Annotated in this window: 11 protein-coding genes; 6 read left to right on the forward strand and 5 right to left on the reverse strand. The window is 70.9% G+C overall.

Annotated features, from left to right (window positions below):
- Positions 1-36: 36 nt before the first annotated feature.
- Positions 37-1,314 carry a vanadium-dependent haloperoxidase gene (locus ACGGCP_RS08360; RefSeq protein ID WP_392962899.1) on the reverse strand — a complete coding sequence of 426 codons (1,278 nt, stop codon included), beginning with the start codon at positions 1,312-1,314 and terminating at the stop codon, positions 37-39.
- A gap of 382 nt (positions 1,315-1,696) precedes the next feature.
- Complete coding sequence (locus tag ACGGCP_RS08365) at positions 1,697-2,926, reverse strand: transglutaminase domain-containing protein (RefSeq protein WP_392962902.1); 1,230 nt, start codon at positions 2,924-2,926, stop codon at positions 1,697-1,699.
- A 212-nt stretch (positions 2,927-3,138) separates the two neighbouring features.
- Between ACGGCP_RS08365 and ACGGCP_RS08370 the strand changes: the two genes are divergently transcribed.
- Entirely contained in the window at positions 3,139-3,348 is a 210-nt protein-coding gene (locus ACGGCP_RS08370) for a hypothetical protein (protein WP_392962904.1), read from the forward strand.
- Positions 3,349-3,423: 75 nt separating this feature from the next.
- Here the strand turns inward: ACGGCP_RS08370 and ACGGCP_RS08375 are convergent, their stop codons facing one another.
- Positions 3,424-4,830 carry a cellulase family glycosylhydrolase gene (locus ACGGCP_RS08375; RefSeq protein ID WP_392962906.1) on the reverse strand — a complete coding sequence of 469 codons (1,407 nt, stop codon included), beginning with the start codon at positions 4,828-4,830 and terminating at the stop codon, positions 3,424-3,426.
- A 146-nt stretch (positions 4,831-4,976) separates the two neighbouring features.
- The gene (locus tag ACGGCP_RS08380) at positions 4,977-6,026 is read right to left on the reverse strand and encodes a LacI family DNA-binding transcriptional regulator (protein ID WP_392962909.1); all 1,050 of its coding nucleotides are present in this window, start codon (positions 6,024-6,026) and stop codon (positions 4,977-4,979) included.
- Positions 6,027-6,434: 408 nt separating this feature from the next.
- Between ACGGCP_RS08380 and ACGGCP_RS08385 the strand changes: the two genes are divergently transcribed.
- The 4 genes from ACGGCP_RS08385 to ACGGCP_RS08400 all read left to right on the forward strand — a co-directional run bounded on the left by ACGGCP_RS08385 (position 6,435) and on the right by ACGGCP_RS08400 (position 12,689).
- On the forward strand, positions 6,435-8,846 hold the full coding sequence (locus ACGGCP_RS08385; protein ID WP_392962911.1) for a glycoside hydrolase family 2 protein: 2,412 nt from the start codon (positions 6,435-6,437) through the stop codon (positions 8,844-8,846).
- Between the two features lie 202 nt (positions 8,847-9,048).
- Positions 9,049-10,008, forward strand: a complete 960-nt coding sequence (locus tag ACGGCP_RS08390) for a bile acid:sodium symporter family protein (protein ID WP_392962914.1) — start codon at positions 9,049-9,051, stop codon at positions 10,006-10,008.
- Between the two features lie 146 nt (positions 10,009-10,154).
- The gene (locus ACGGCP_RS08395) at positions 10,155-11,999 is read left to right on the forward strand and encodes a pectinesterase family protein (protein WP_392962917.1); all 1,845 of its coding nucleotides are present in this window, start codon (positions 10,155-10,157) and stop codon (positions 11,997-11,999) included.
- A 117-nt stretch (positions 12,000-12,116) separates the two neighbouring features.
- On the forward strand, positions 12,117-12,689 hold the full coding sequence (locus tag ACGGCP_RS08400; protein ID WP_392962920.1) for a hypothetical protein: 573 nt from the start codon (positions 12,117-12,119) through the stop codon (positions 12,687-12,689).
- A 45-nt stretch (positions 12,690-12,734) separates the two neighbouring features.
- On the opposite strand, the gene ACGGCP_RS08405 is transcribed toward ACGGCP_RS08400, so the two are convergent.
- The gene (locus ACGGCP_RS08405; protein ID WP_392962923.1) at positions 12,735-13,205 is read right to left on the reverse strand and encodes an NUDIX domain-containing protein; all 471 of its coding nucleotides are present in this window, start codon (positions 13,203-13,205) and stop codon (positions 12,735-12,737) included.
- Positions 13,206-13,302: 97 nt separating this feature from the next.
- Between ACGGCP_RS08405 and ACGGCP_RS08410 the strand changes: the two genes are divergently transcribed.
- Positions 13,303-13,953, forward strand: a complete 651-nt coding sequence (locus ACGGCP_RS08410) for an HAD family hydrolase (RefSeq protein ID WP_392962926.1) — start codon at positions 13,303-13,305, stop codon at positions 13,951-13,953.
- Position 13,954: the final 1 nt, after the last annotated feature.

Consider the following 13,954-nt stretch of genomic DNA (forward strand, 5'->3'; position numbering starts at 1 on the left):
CGCGGTCGGAGCGCCCGTCTCCTCAGGAGCGAAGCCCTATCCGAGCAGGTCCCCGGCCCGGCTCAGCACGTGCGCGGCCACGATGCGGCTCAGCTCGACGCCGGCGAGATCCGCGGTGCGCGAGTGGATGCCCGACCAGACCCGCGCGTCGACGTTCTCGGTCGTCAGCGGATGCCAGGTCGTGTACGTCCGCGTGACGCCCGGCGCGGACGGGCTCGGGATGGTGAACGGCGCTCCCGGCCCGTCGCCAACGAGCTGGGTCAGCACCTCTTCGGCCGATCCCGAGTAGGTGTTGTGGCCGCTCGGGTAGTCCGGGTGCGACGGCGTGTTGTGCAGCGGCGCCCAGTCCGGGTCCTGGATCGTCGCGGGGTCCCCGTCCTCGACCGCCCCGGCGATCGCGGTGACCGGCCGCCACCACACGTGCGCGTACTTCGAGTCCGAGGTCGCGATCTGCGTGTCGACCGAGGCGACGTGGAAGAGCGCCACCAGTTCCACCTGGTCGCGCAGCGACCCGGAGTGGTGCTCCAGGGCGGCCCTGAGCACGGGGTTGTAGAGCACGAACGAGCTGCCGAGCCAGAACTGGGCGGTGTCGGTCTGCTCTTGGGTGCGCGCGGTGCTGTCCAACGCGCCGTAGACCTGGACCTCCTCGATGTCCGCGCGGTACTGCGGGGTGCCGATCGCGGGCGGGGCCTCCAGCCGGAACTGGTCGCCGCTTTCGAGCACGAACGGCACGGCGTTGCGGGTCCCGGCCTGGAGGCCCGGACCGAACGCCGTCGGCGTCGGCTGCCAGATGCCGGGCGCGGGTGCGGGCGGCGTCCAGGCGACGTTCACCGACGCCGGATCGAGGCCGTCGCCCTGGCGTTCGGCGAGCAGCGCGTCGGCTCGCGCGTTTCCGGCCGCGACGCCCTTGCGCTTGGCACTGCCCTCGGGGACGGCGGCGAGCGCGTCGGCAAGGGCCGCATCGAGGACCGTCTGCTGGGTCGGGGCGAGCGCGGAGAGCGCCCGGTGGACGGCCGCGGCCAGCGCGGCCTCGCGGTAGTGTCGCGCGTTGACGCCGTGGGGGGCCCGGCGCACCGCGCGGGCGGCGGCGAGCCAGGCGATGGCCCAGGTGCGGCTGTTGGTGACCTGGGTCGGGGCGGGCGCCGCGGTGACGGCGTCGTTCGTGACGTCGAACCAGGTGAGCACTGCGGCCGAGGCGGATTCGGGGGCGGCCGAAGCGGCCGAGGCGGATCCGACGGCGATGCCGGTGGCGGCGACGGGCGCGGCAGCGAGGATCGCGCGGCGGGAGATGGAGGTTTGGTCGGTGGAGGACATGGTGCTCCTTGCATTGGGAGTGAACGCGGCGGGGAACGGGGTTCGGGGCACGGCGGCGCGCGGAAGCGGCCGCTGTGGAAGGGATCGGGGCCAGCGCTGCGGGCGACGCCGCCGCAGTCGGCGCGGCGGGTCGGTGATCGGCGGAGTCCCGAGGAAGTGCGATCGGCGTACGCCTGGATCCCGGGCGGCCCGGTCTCGGGGCGGCGGGTCGGCTCAGCTGGGGAGTGGGCGGCGACAGAGAGCGCTGGCGACGCGCATCTGGTCGACGGCGCGCCGCTTCGCGAGTGCGGTGGCGGGCTTCATGACTCGAATGTAGCAGTAATCCCATCGGAATGCTAGGAATATTTCCGGACTGCGCCGAGGCGATGCGCGGATGTCGCGGTCAGGCCGCCGTCCAGCGCAGTTCCCTCGTGGTCAAGGGGCCGTAAGGAGTCAGGGCGGCCAGCTCCGCCTTGTGCTCGCCGGGGTCGCGGTCCAGGGGCCGCGCGAAGCGCTGGCGGCCGTGCGCGGCGATCACCTCGCCGTTCCACGTGCCGCCGATCGCGAACGGGTGCAGCGGTTTCAGCTCCACGGCCGGGGCCCCGCCGACGGCCGTGATGCCGATCGCGAGGTCGGAGAGGCGCGGGTAGGCGTCGGCGCTGTCGCGGACGAGGCGGTCGGCCGCGAGGACCTGGCCGTCCTGGAACACCGGCACGAAACCCGCGGGCTCCCAGGCGATCCCGGTGACCGAGGCGTGCGCGAAGTACGCGGACCACAGGCCCGGGTCCTTCATGAGCGCGCGCGGTCCGACGTGGACCGGCCGCGCGGGCCGCTCGCGCGCTTGGAGTTCGGGCAGGCTCAGTGGCCTGCCGCCCTCGTCGGCCCAGTACGCGCCGTGCTGGCCGTCGAGCAGCACCCACTGGTCGAGGTCGTCGATCCAGGCCTCGGCCACGGCGTGGCCCTGGCCGACGCCGTCGTGGTAGTCGCCGCGCCGCAGCCAGACGCGCCGGGCCGGGACGCGGAGCGCGTTGAGGCCCTGCGCGAGCACGATCGAGTACTCGACGCACGAGTAGCGCGCGCCGTTGGCGACCTGTTCGAGCACGTCCAGCGCGTCACCGGCGTTGATGCGGGCGTTGGCGTGCCGCCACAGCCCGGCCGTCCACCCCAGCAGGGCCTTCGCGGTCTCCCAGGCGGTCGCGGCGGGCCGGGGCAGGCGGGGGAGCAGCTGCGGCTCGCGGTGCGCCTCGACGCGGTCGAGGCGCAGCGGCGCGGCCGCTCCCGGCTCGGGCCAGGCGGTGAGCCGCAGGGCCGGTTCGGGGACGTTCGCGCGGGCGCGCTCCAGGACCGCGTCCCAGTCCGGGTCCGCGCCGAACGCCGCCGAGAGCTCGGGCTCGAACAGGTCGGTCTGATGGAACCCGGCCTCGATCGCCTCGTCGAGCCGCGCCCTGGCGTGCTTGAGCCCCACCTTGTGGGCGGCGATGGCCAGCGACGGCGCCCAGAGGTCGCGCCAGAACTCGGTGTCGCCGCGCAGGATCCGCTCCAGGTCCAGGAGCGTCCACCAGCGCGCGCCGCGCATCGCGTCCTGCGCGACCGTGCGCACGCGCGCGAGCTTCGCGGGAGGGTGCTGGGTCATGCGTATGAGGGTAGTCACCCGCGGGCGCGGCGCAAAGCCCGTTGTGTCCGGCACGCGCAGCCGCTAGAGTGGGCCCATGATCTTTTAGAAGAGATTCGGCCGCCTCCTTCGATGAGGCCGCCAATACGAATGAGTGCCATTTCCCGAGACGTCGAGTCTGACTCCGTTTCGCGCTCACGTCTCTTCACTCTCTACCCGAAAAGGGGAAGCGTATGACCGCCGAAGCTCCCAAGGCCCAAGAAGCCGCAGAAGAAACCGCCGTCGAAGAGCCCTTGAACCGCGAGCAGCGCCGCGCGCTCGCCCGCGGCAAGAAGGCCGAGAAGACCGGCCACCAGGCCATCGGCAACAAGAAGGGCAGCGTCCGCTCCCAGATGCCGAAGGGCGGGGTGGGCAAGTTCCAGCTCCCGACCAAGAACGGCTAGCGCCGGACGCGGTGGCAAGAGCATAGAAACGGGCGGCGGACCAGATGGTCCGCCGCCCGTTCTCTCATTGCGGCGCTAGATCGCTTCGCAGGTCACGGCCGGTGTGGCCGTGGGGCTGGTCGCGATGAAGCCGAAGACCTCGCGGGTCTGGCCGCTGGCCACGGACGCGTTCCAGCCGACGTCCTCGGCGGTCACGCCCGCGCCGGAGGCCGTGATGTCGGCGTTCCAGCTGCTGGTGATCCGGGTGGCCCCGGCCCACGTCCAGGTGAGCCGCCAGCCGTCGACCGCGCCCTGGTCGGCGGTGACGCTGACGTTCCCCTGCCAGCCCGAGTTCCAGGAGCCGACCACGGTGATCTTCGCGGTGCAGTCGCCCTCGGTCGGGCCGCCGGTGGTCGGGTTGTCGGTAGGGCTCGTGGTCGGGGTGGTCGGGCCCGGGTCGTCGCCGTACACGGTGGCGCGCTCGGAGGTGTTCCCGATGCCGTAGGTGGAGTCGAAGACCCGCTGCCCGTACGTGGTCATCTGGTTGGGGTCGAAGCTGAGCACCTGGTCGAGGATCGGGTCCGAGTTGCCCGAGTAGGACCAGGCGATCCAGCCGATGCCGCGCGCGTGCGCCTCGGACTGGATGGTCTCCCACGCGACCGTGGAGCCCTGGTGGGTGTCGGCGTACTCGCCGACGATGAGCGGCAGGTTCATCGCCTCGAACGCGTCGAAGTAGTCGATGACGGTCTGCGGGGAGCTGTACACCTGGTACATGTGCACCGAGAACAGGGTGTTGCCGAGCGGGTCGGCCGCCGCCACGGTGGGCGCCTGGGCCCGCATCGTGTTGGTCCAGTCCTGGCCCCAGTTCGGGGCGTCGACGACGAGGGTGTGCTCGAAGCCGATGTCGCGCATGCGGTCCACGGCGTTCACGGTGGCCTGCGTCCACTGCGACGGGTTGTTGTTGCCGATCGGCTCGTTGCCGATGTTGATGAGCACGTAGGCCTCTTCGCCCTCGAGGACGGAGTACAGGCCCTCCCAGTAGGTGACGGCCTGGTCGAGGGTGGCCGCGCCGGCCTCTTCGCCGTAACCGGTCGTGTCGTGCACTTCGAGGACGCAGATGAGTCGCTGCGCCTTGCACTCGTCGACGATCTGCTGGACGCGGGCGGCGCTGGTGGTGCCCCAGTTGCGCTGGCCCGAGCCGAGGACGACGCGGACGGTGTTGGCGCCGAGGTCGCTGATCTCGCCGAAGCTCGCGAACTCGCCCTGGTACCAGACGTCGGGGTGGGTGGAGCCGCGCATGACGAACGGGTTGCCGTTGGCGTCGATGAGCTGCGTGCCGTCGATCGAGAAACCGCCGGTCTGCTGCGCGCCCGCGGGCATGAGCTGCCAGGCGCCCGCGAGGACGACGGTGACGGCTGCGGTGAGGGCCAAGAGCCACTTGCGTGTTCGGCGGGACGGTCGACGCCGTGCCGGGGCGGCGTCGGCGGAGGTGCCGGTATCCATGTCGATCCCATCTTTCGGTTCGGTGAGAGGTGAATCGGTTAATCCGATCTCAACATAGAGAACCATAAATATCGGTGGGGTTCAAGACGTGTCGGCGTTTTCGCCCGTGAACGGCTTGGAACAGCGGTGATGCAAGCGTTCTCGGGCTAGTGGGGCGCGGGTCCGGTGGAGCCGCGCGGCGAGAGCTGGGCGGGCCGGTGCTGAACCGAGAAAGTGCGCGGTTCGGCGATCGGCGGCTCGCTCTCCTTGTTGGCGCCGATGAGGGTCATGAGGACCTCGGCGCAGTCGGCGCCGTACGCCGCGATGTCCCTGGTGAGCGAGGTGAGCGCGGGGTGGGTGAGCCGGCACAGCTGCGAGTCGTCCCAGGCCACGATCGACAGCTGCTCGGGGATCTCGAGCCCGAGTTCGTGGGCGACGCCGAGTCCGGCCACGGCCATGACGTCGTTGTCGAAGACGATCGCGGTGGGGCGCTTGGCGGAGGAGAGCAGCCGCCTCGTGATCTGGGCACCCTGCTCGCCGGTGTAGTCGCTGTGGACGGTGGTGACGGACTCGAAGTCGAGCTCCGCGGTGGTGTCGGCGTAGGCCTGGTCGCGGATGGCGGTGTGCAGCAGGCCGGGGATGCCCGCGACGCGGGCGACGCGCCGGTGGCCGAGCGCATAGAGGTACTCGAGGATGTCGCGGCACGGCTCGACGTCGTCGTGCCAGACGGCGGGGAAGCGCGCGCCCTCGACGGGCCCGCCCACGGCCACGGCGGGGAGCCCGAGGTCGGCGACGAAGTCGAGCCGCTGGTCGACGGTGCCGATGTCGCACAGGAACACCCCGTCGACGCGGCGCTCGGCCCACCAGCGCCGGTAGACCTCCAACTCCTCTTCGACGGTGCCCACGATCTGGAGGGTCAGGCCGAAGGACCCGGCCGAGAGGGTGGACTCGATGCCGCTGATGAGCTCCATGAAGTACGGCTCGATGCCGATGGTGCGCGCGGAGCGGCGCAGCGCGATGCCGACGGTCTGCGCGGAGGCGACCGAGAGGGAGCGGGCGGCGCGGTTGGGGACGAAGCCCATCTCGGCGGCGATCGCGAGGATCTTGGCCCGGGTGGCCTCCGAGACGCCGGGCCTCCCGTTGAGGGCGTAGGAGACCGCGCCCTTCGACACGCCCGCCGCGGCGGCGATGTCGGCGATGGTGACTCGCCTGGTCATCGGTGGTCCTCTCAGGTGGCTTCGGGCCCGGCGGGCGCGGAGCGCCGCAGGCTTCCAGACTGTAGCGCACCGGCGACGCGAACCGGTTCAGCCGTGATGGTTCGCGACCTCGGCAGACATGATTTCAGTGCGGTCGCGGTGCGGTCAAGGTGTCGGCTGGCTAGGATGCGGAGTACCTGCCCAGTAGGCTTACCCGGTTAAGCGCTGCCCTGGGCCGACAGGCATGCGGCGGTCGCGCGGGCGCTGGCTACGCTGCCGACGGCGGTGTCCTTCGTCCTCTCCCGGGGGCACGTCGTCGAGGGCATTGCGCCGTCCGAGTATCAAGGCATGTGGACGTCCGGTCCGGGACGCTCGCTGCCGAGCGTCCCGCGCCGTGCCCACCGCTCGCACCAAGGCATAGGAGTCTCTTTGAGCGCCAAGCGAACCCTGCACGAAGGCTGGACCGTCACCGGCGACCCCGAGGCCCCGGTGGCCGTCGACGCGATCCCGGCCGCCGTGCCGGGCGAAGTGGTCGCGGACCTGCTGGCCGCCGGCCTCGTCGGCGACCCGTACGTGGACGAGGCCGAACGCGACCTGGCCTGGGTCGGCCGCAACGACTGGACCTACCGGACCGCCTTCGACTACGAGACAGGCGACTGGGACGGGATCGACCTGGTCTTCGACGGGCTCGACACGGTCGCGCGGGTCAGCCTCAACGGCACCGTCGTCGGCGAGACCGCGAACATGCACCGCCGCTACCGCTTCGACGTGCGCTCCCTGCTGCGGGAGGGGCCCAACGAACTCGAAGTGCACTTCACCGCGCCGTACGCGTACGCCGAGGCGCAGCGCGACCGGCTCGGGAACCGGCCGAACGCCTACCCCGAGCCCGGCAACTTCATCCGCAAGGCCGCCTGCAACTTCGGCTGGGACTGGGGTCCGAACCTCGCCGGGGCCGGGATCTGGCGGCCGGTGCGCCTGGAGTGCTGGAAGACCGCGCGCATCGCGGAGGTCGTGCCGCGAGTATCCCTTGAGGACGGTATCGGGGTCGTCGACCTCGCCGTGAGCCTCGCGACCGCCGGTGACGCCGACATCGAGGTCGTCTGCGAGGTCGCGGGCGTCACCGAGACCGTGCGCCTCGCCGCCGGGGTCGCGACGGCGAACGTGCGCGTCGCGGTCCCGGACCCCGAGCTGTGGCGCCCGCACGACCGCGGCGAGCGCAAGCTCTACGGCGTCAAGGTGACCGCGGCGGGCGACACCTGGGAGCACCGGATCGGCTTCCGCACCGTCGAACTCGACACCGAGCCCGACGACGACGGCCGCCCGTACGACCTCAAGGTCAACGGCGAGACCGTCTGGATCAAGGGCGTCAACTGGATCCCCGACGAGGCCCTGTTCAGCCGCGTCGACCCCGCCCGCGTCGAGCGCCGCCTGCGCCAGGCCGTCGCCGCCGGTATCAACTACATCCGCGTGTGGGGCGGCGGCGTCTACGAGTCCGAGGACTTCTACCGGATCTGCGACGAGCTGGGCCTCCTCGTGGGCCAGGACTTCCTGTTCGCCTGCGCGGCCTACCCCGAAGAGGAGCCCTTCTGGTCCGAAGTGGAGGCCGAGGCTCGCGACAACCTCGCCCGCCTCGCCCCGCACCCGAGCCTGGTCACCTGGACGGGCAACAACGAGAACCTGTGGGGCTGGCACGACTGGGACTGGCAGGGCGACCTGGGCGAGCGCACCTGGGGCGCGGGGTACTACCACGACCTCCTCCCGAAGCTGGTGGCCGAAGTGGACGGCACCCGGCCGTACTGGCCCGGCAGCCCCTATTCCGGTGTGCGCGAACTGCACCCGAACGAGCAGGCGCACGGGTCCGTGCACATCTGGGACGTGTGGAACGACCGCGACTACGCGCACTACCGCGACTGGAAGCCGCGCTTCGTCGCCGAGTTCGGCTACCAGGCGCCGCCGACGTGGGCCACGGTGCGGCGCATGGTGAGCGACGAACCGCTCGAAGCCGCGAGCCCCGCGATGCTGTGGCACCAGAAGGCCGCGAACGGCCAGGACAAGCTGCAGCGCGGCCTCGACGCCCACCTGCCGCCCGTGCGCGACTTCGACGACTGGCTGTACTTCACGCAGGTCAACCAGGCGCGCGCGGTCCGCCTCGGCGTCGAGTACTTCCGTTCGCTCCAGCCGTACTGCTCGGGCGCGATCGTGTGGCAGCTCAACGACTGCTGGCCGGTGACCTCGTGGGCCGCGATCGACGGCGAGGAGCGGCTCAAGCCGCTCTGGTACGCGCTGCGCGACGTGTTCGCCGAGCGCATGGTGACCTTCCAGCCCGACGGTGACGGCCTGAACATGGTGGTGGTCAACGACTCCGCCGAGGCCTGGACCGGCGTGATCGGGTTCTGGAAGTGCAACGCCGAAGGGCGCATCATCGGCCGGGCGCTCGTGCAGATGGAGATCGACCCGCGCGACACGGCCGTGCTCGAACTGGAGCCGGGCGCGATCCCCAAGGACGGCGAGTTCCTGCTCACCGGCCGCGAGGACTTCCCGCGCGCGACCTGGTTCACCAAGGAGGACAAGGACATGGACTGGCCGACGGCCAGGTTCACGACCGAGGTCGCCGCGGTCGAGGGCGGCGTCCAGGTCACCGTCCACGCCGAGAGCGTGCTGCGCGACCTGTGCCTGTTCGCCGACCGCGTCGACCCCGACGCGTTGGTGGACAAGGCCCTCGTCACGCTCGTCCCCGGCGAGCAGGTCACCTTCACCGTCCGGAGCGAGGCGATCGCCGCCTCCGCCGAACTCCAGCGGGCGCTGACAGCGAAGCCCGTGCTGCGGGCGGTCAACGACTGACCGGACCGGGCGCGCGGGCGGACTGGTGAGAACGCCCGCGCGCCCTTTTCGCGCACCCACTCGATCACATCCTGGGAATCAGATTCCCAATCCTCGGCGGACGAGTAGAGTGTCAGCCGTCCCGCGTCCACCCTCCACCCCTCGCGCCCCTGCTCAAAGGCAACGACGCCCCAGTGATCCAAGCAGAAAGCGACTCCCCCTGATGTTGAAACGGATCAGCGACCTCACCGGCACCTGGCTGCCCGCCATCGTGCTCGCGGCGGCGGCGGTCGCCTTCGCGACCCCGACCACCTTCGCGCCGCTCGGCACCGCCGTCCCCTACCTCCTCATGGTCATCATGCTCGGCATGGGCATGACCCTGCAGCCCAAGGACTTCGCCATCATCGGCAGGCGGCCCTGGCCTGTGCTCGTCGGCGTCGTCGCCCAGTACCTCGTCATGCCCCTCGCCGGATACAGCCTCGCCCTCGCCTTCGACATGGAGCCGATGCTCGCCGTCGGCATGATCCTCGTCGGCTCCGCGCCCGGCGGCACCGCCTCGAACGTCATGGTCTACCTGTCCAAAGGCGACACCGCGCTCTCGGTCGCGATGACCTCCGTCTCGACCCTCCTCGCCCCGCTCCTCACGCCGGTCCTGGTCCTCTGGCTCGCAGGGGAGTTCCTGCCCGTCGACGCGGGCGACCTCTTCGTCTCGATCATCCAGATCGTGCTCGTCCCCGTCGTGGTCGGCCTGCTCCTGCGCCGCTTCGCGCCGCGCGCGATCGACAAGGTCCTCGGCGCGCTGCCGCTCGTCTCGGTCCTCGGCATCACCCTCGTCGTCATGGCGGTCGTCGCCGGAAGCGCCGACACGCTGCTCAAGGTCGGCGCGCTCGTCGTCCTGGCCGTGGTGCTGCACAACGGCTTCGGCCTCGCCCTCGGCTACGGGCTCGCCAGGCTCGGCCGCCTGCCGGTGACCGGCCGCCGCGCCGTCAGCATCGAGGTCGGCATGCAGAACTCCGGCCTCGCCGCCGCGCTGGCGACGGCCCACTTCAACCCGGTCGCGGCACTGCCCGCGGCGGTGTTCTCGGTGTGGCACAACATCTCCGGCTCGCTGCTGGCGGCGTACTGGTCCCGCCGCCCGGCGAAGGACGCCCAGGAGGAGGACCGCGACGCGGTCGACGCCTAGTGCTTGAGGAACGGCCCCGCGGCGAACCGCGGGGCCGTTCCATTGGGGGCCTGCAAGATCAATTCATCGAGAGTCTTGAATGTATATCGGCAATCGGTTACCGTGAGTGAGGTAAGCGCTGTCACTCCCTCTCGAAAGCAGTCGCCATGCCCCCACTCTCTCGCCGACTCCTCCTCGCCGCCGGTGCCGCCACGGCCGCCGCCACCGCGATCCCCGTTGCGGCCCAAGCCCACCGAGGCGCCTTCGGCCGCTACGGATCCCCCGACGACCGGCTCACCGACGACACCCGCTACGTGCACGCGGGCGGCCGCGGCGACCACACGACAGTGCAGGCGGCCGTCGACGCCGCCGCACCCGGCTCCACTGTCGTGATCGCCGCAGGCGCCTACCGCGAGCTCGTCCAGGTCGCGAAAGCCGACCTGACCTTCATCGGCGCGACCGACGACCCGGGCGACGTCGTCATCGTCTACGACCTCGCCGCGGGCACCCTCAACCCCGACGGGACCACGGTCGGCACCGCCGCGTCCGCCACCGTCAAACTCGACGCCCCCGGCTTCACCGCGCACGCCGTCACCTTCGCCAACGACTGGCTGCGCACCGACCACCCCGGCATGAGCGGCACCCAGGCCGTGGCCTGCCGCGTGCGCGGCGACCGCTCCGCGTTCTACCGCTGCCGCTTCCTCGGCCACCAGGACACGCTGTACGCCGACTCCCCGGCCGTGGCGACCGCCGCGCGGCAGTACTACCGGCACTGCCACATCGAAGGCGACGTCGACTTCATCTTCGGGCGCGGCACGGCCGTCTTCGACCGGTGCGAGATCCACTGCGTCGAACGCGACGTGACCTTCACGCCGAAGGGCATGCCATGGGCCCCTTCGACCTCCCGCGAGTTCGAGCACGGCTACCTCGCCACCGGCTGCCGCGTCACCTCCGCGGCGGGCGACGCCCAGTACAAGCTCTCCCGGCCGTGGGTCCCCAGCTCCAACCCGACCGCCTGGCCGTCCCTGACGATCCGCGACAGCTGGCTCGGCCCCGGCATCGACGCCGCCGCGCCGTACACGGTCATGAGCAGCGGCCACCCCTGGCAGGACCAGCGGTACGCCGAGTACGCGAACATCGGCCCCGGCGCCGCTGTCGTCGACCCGGCCACCCGGCCGCGCCAACTGAGCGAAGACGAAGCGGCCGAACACACCACGGAGGGCTACTTGGGCGACTGGACCCCGCAGGACGAACCCGACGCGCCCGCCCCGAAGGCCCACGACTTCACGATCCACATCGCCGGAGACTCGACCGCCTCGACCTACGCGGCATGGCGCTCGCCCCGGGCGGGCTGGGGCCAGGCCCTCGACGTCTTCCTCACCGGCCGCGTCACGGTCGACAACCGCGCCTGGTCCGGCGCGAGCTCCAAGAGCCACACCGACAAGGGCGTCCTCGACGCGATCGCCGCGAACCTCGAACCCGGCGACTGGCTCCTGATCTCCTTCGGCCACAACGACGCCAAGATCGAGGACCCCAACCGCGGCACCGACCCGTACACGACCTACCAGCAGTACCTGCGCGGCTACATCGACACCGCCCGCCTCCACCGCGCCAACCCGGTCCTGGTGACCTCCGTCGAACGCCGCCGCTTCAAGGACGGCAAGCCCGTCGAGACCCTGGGGGAGTACCCCGAAGCCATGCGCGCCTTGGCAGCAGAGGAAGACGTCCCGCTCATCGACCTCCAGGCCGCGAGTCTCGCCCTCTGGGGCCAGCTCGGCGAGGAAGGCACCAAGGACCACTTCCTCTGGATCGACCCCGGCCACGAGCACTACCCCGACGGCGTCCAGGACAACACCCACTTCCAAGCCACCGGCGCCATCGAAGTGGCCCGTCTCGTCGCCAGAGCCGCCACCCGCCAGCACCTCCTGAAGGGCGCCTTCGAAGGCCTCCACCGCAACCCCGACCCGTCCGAGATCACCTGGCCCGAAGCGATCAGCGAGCCTCCGCTCTAAGGTGCGGTGCAGTCCGCTTCGCGGCCGCCGCAGCGGCCGCGAAGCGGACGCGGCCTGTCGCGAATCGACCCGCATCCGCCCCCGTGAGGCTGCGAACACCTGCGCTAATGTCTGCTCGTGCCTAGTACCTCTCTCTACGCACGACGGACCGCTGCCCTCGGTCCGATCGTCGCCCTCATTCTCATCGCCTGGCTCGTCGGGCTCCCCTCGATCGCCGCGTTCGATCCGCTGAACTGCGGTGAGGCGGGCTCGATCCTCAGCCGTTGCACGCCACTCGAAGTCAGCAATTCGGAAAACCTGATGTTCGTCTACTGGGCGCTGGCAACCAGCGGGCCGATGCTGGCGCTCGGCGTCTGGACCTTCCTGTCGCCGGAGAGCCGCCGGTTCCGGGCGGCCTACGCCGTCGTGGCGGTCTGGCTGTTCGTCGCCGCCCCTTGGATGATGAACATCGCCGCGGGGCTGCTCACCGGCGACGCCCTCCTCGCCGAGCTCCCGGCCGACCTCCCGGTCGACTTCGCGCCGATCCGCACCTGGCTCATCGCCGGGGTCGTCGGCCGGTTGATCCTGGTCGTGAGCGCACCGCTCGCACTGTCGGTCATCGTGCTCAGGCGCGGGCACTGGATCTACGCGAGCGCGTGGTTCGCGGTGACGGTCACCGCCGCCGCGACGATCAAGGCCGTGCTGTTCTAGCAGTTCCGTTGCCCGAAGCGATCAACACGTTCTGACCGAGTCGGGTCAGGAGAGATAGCGGGTAGTGCCGGTCCGCTTGGCCTCGAGCGCGACCGGCAGACGCCGCCGACCGCTCCTCGACAGGAGATTCAGAGCCTCATCGACGGGGACGAACCGGAACTCATCGAGTTCGTCCCCGTCGAGGCGGATCTGCTCGGGCCGGATGGCGCCACCGTCGAAAAGGAAGACGAGCAAGGGGAGCGGCCGCTCGCGGCTCGGCAGCGTCCAGTCGACGACGAGAAGCCGACCGACCTCGACATCGAGGCCGATCTCCTCCTTGACTTCGCGTCGGCAGGCCTGCTCGGGCGTCTCGTCCTCGTCGAGGCCGCCGCCGACGAAGAGCCAGTGGTCCCGGTAGTTCGGCTTGACCACCAGCACCCGCCCGACATCATCGGTGAACAGCGCACCCGCTGAGACGACCACTTTCGGCCGCCGCCCGATCCACTCCTCCGGCGGCAGCCAACCATCGCGAGACATGCCCAGACCCTATCGGGAAACGCGGCCATGCGGTGCATACGTTGCCGGCGTGGGAACGCGTTTGCCGCAGTCGGCTGCGCTCCGTAGCATCCTCCGCATGACGCTCTTGATGATCGACCTGGACAACACGCTCATCGACCGCGACGCCGCCTTCCGGACCGGCGTCACCGAATTCCTCGCCGCGCATGAACTCCCCGCGGAAGACGTCGACTGGGTCATGTCGGTCGACGGCTCCGGGCACGTTACGCGGACCGTCGTGGCGCAGGCGATCATCGAGCGGTACCCGGTCGGCCTCGACGAAGCCGAGATCATCGCGTTCCTGCGGCGCGGTGCGCGCGAGCATGCGCGCGTCACCGCCGAGACCGTCGCCGCACTGCAGGAAGTCCGCGCGGCCGGGCACCAGGTCGTCATCGTCACCAACGGCGTCGACTGGCAGCAGCAAGGCAAGATCACCGCCGCCGGCCTCGACCGGCTCGTCGACGCCACCGTCGTCAGCGAAGGCGTCGGCTCCCGCAAGCCCGAACCCGGCATCTTCCACGCCGCCGCCGAAGCCGTCGGCGCGAGCCTCGACGGCGCCTGGATGATCGGCGACCGCGACGACGCCGACATCCTCGGCGCGCACCGGCTCGGCCTGCGCAGCGTCTGGCTCCACCTCGGACGCGCATGGTCGCAGACGGACTACGCGCCGACCCGCACCGCCGATTCCGTCGCGGAGGCCATCAAGCACGCCGCGAACTCATTACCCTGAG

Source organism: Glycomyces sp. NPDC048151 (assembly GCF_043202775.1).
In the GTDB taxonomy this organism is placed as follows: domain Bacteria; phylum Actinomycetota; class Actinomycetes; order Mycobacteriales; family Micromonosporaceae; genus Glycomyces.

Bases quoted from the DNA above. Each gene is read 5' to 3' on its own strand.
- ACGGCP_RS08395 (WP_392962917.1), top strand. From the start codon at position 10,155: ATGCCCCCACTCTCTCGCCGACTCCTCCTCGCCGCCGGTGCCGCCACG.
- ACGGCP_RS08370 (WP_392962904.1), top strand. From the start codon at position 3,139: ATGACCGCCGAAGCTCCCAAGGCCCAAGAAGCCGCAGAAGAAACCGCC.
- ACGGCP_RS08405 (WP_392962923.1), bottom strand. From the start codon at position 13,205: ATGTCTCGCGATGGTTGGCTGCCGCCGGAGGAGTGGATCGGGCGGCGG.
- ACGGCP_RS08390 (WP_392962914.1), top strand. From the start codon at position 9,049: ATGTTGAAACGGATCAGCGACCTCACCGGCACCTGGCTGCCCGCCATC.
- ACGGCP_RS08360 (WP_392962899.1), bottom strand. From the start codon at position 1,314: ATGTCCTCCACCGACCAAACCTCCATCTCCCGCCGCGCGATCCTCGCT.
- ACGGCP_RS08365 (WP_392962902.1), bottom strand. From the start codon at position 2,926: ATGACCCAGCACCCTCCCGCGAAGCTCGCGCGCGTGCGCACGGTCGCG.
- ACGGCP_RS08380 (WP_392962909.1), bottom strand. From the start codon at position 6,026: ATGACCAGGCGAGTCACCATCGCCGACATCGCCGCCGCGGCGGGCGTG.
- ACGGCP_RS08375 (WP_392962906.1), bottom strand. From the start codon at position 4,830: ATGGATACCGGCACCTCCGCCGACGCCGCCCCGGCACGGCGTCGACCG.
- ACGGCP_RS08410 (WP_392962926.1), top strand. From the start codon at position 13,303: ATGACGCTCTTGATGATCGACCTGGACAACACGCTCATCGACCGCGAC.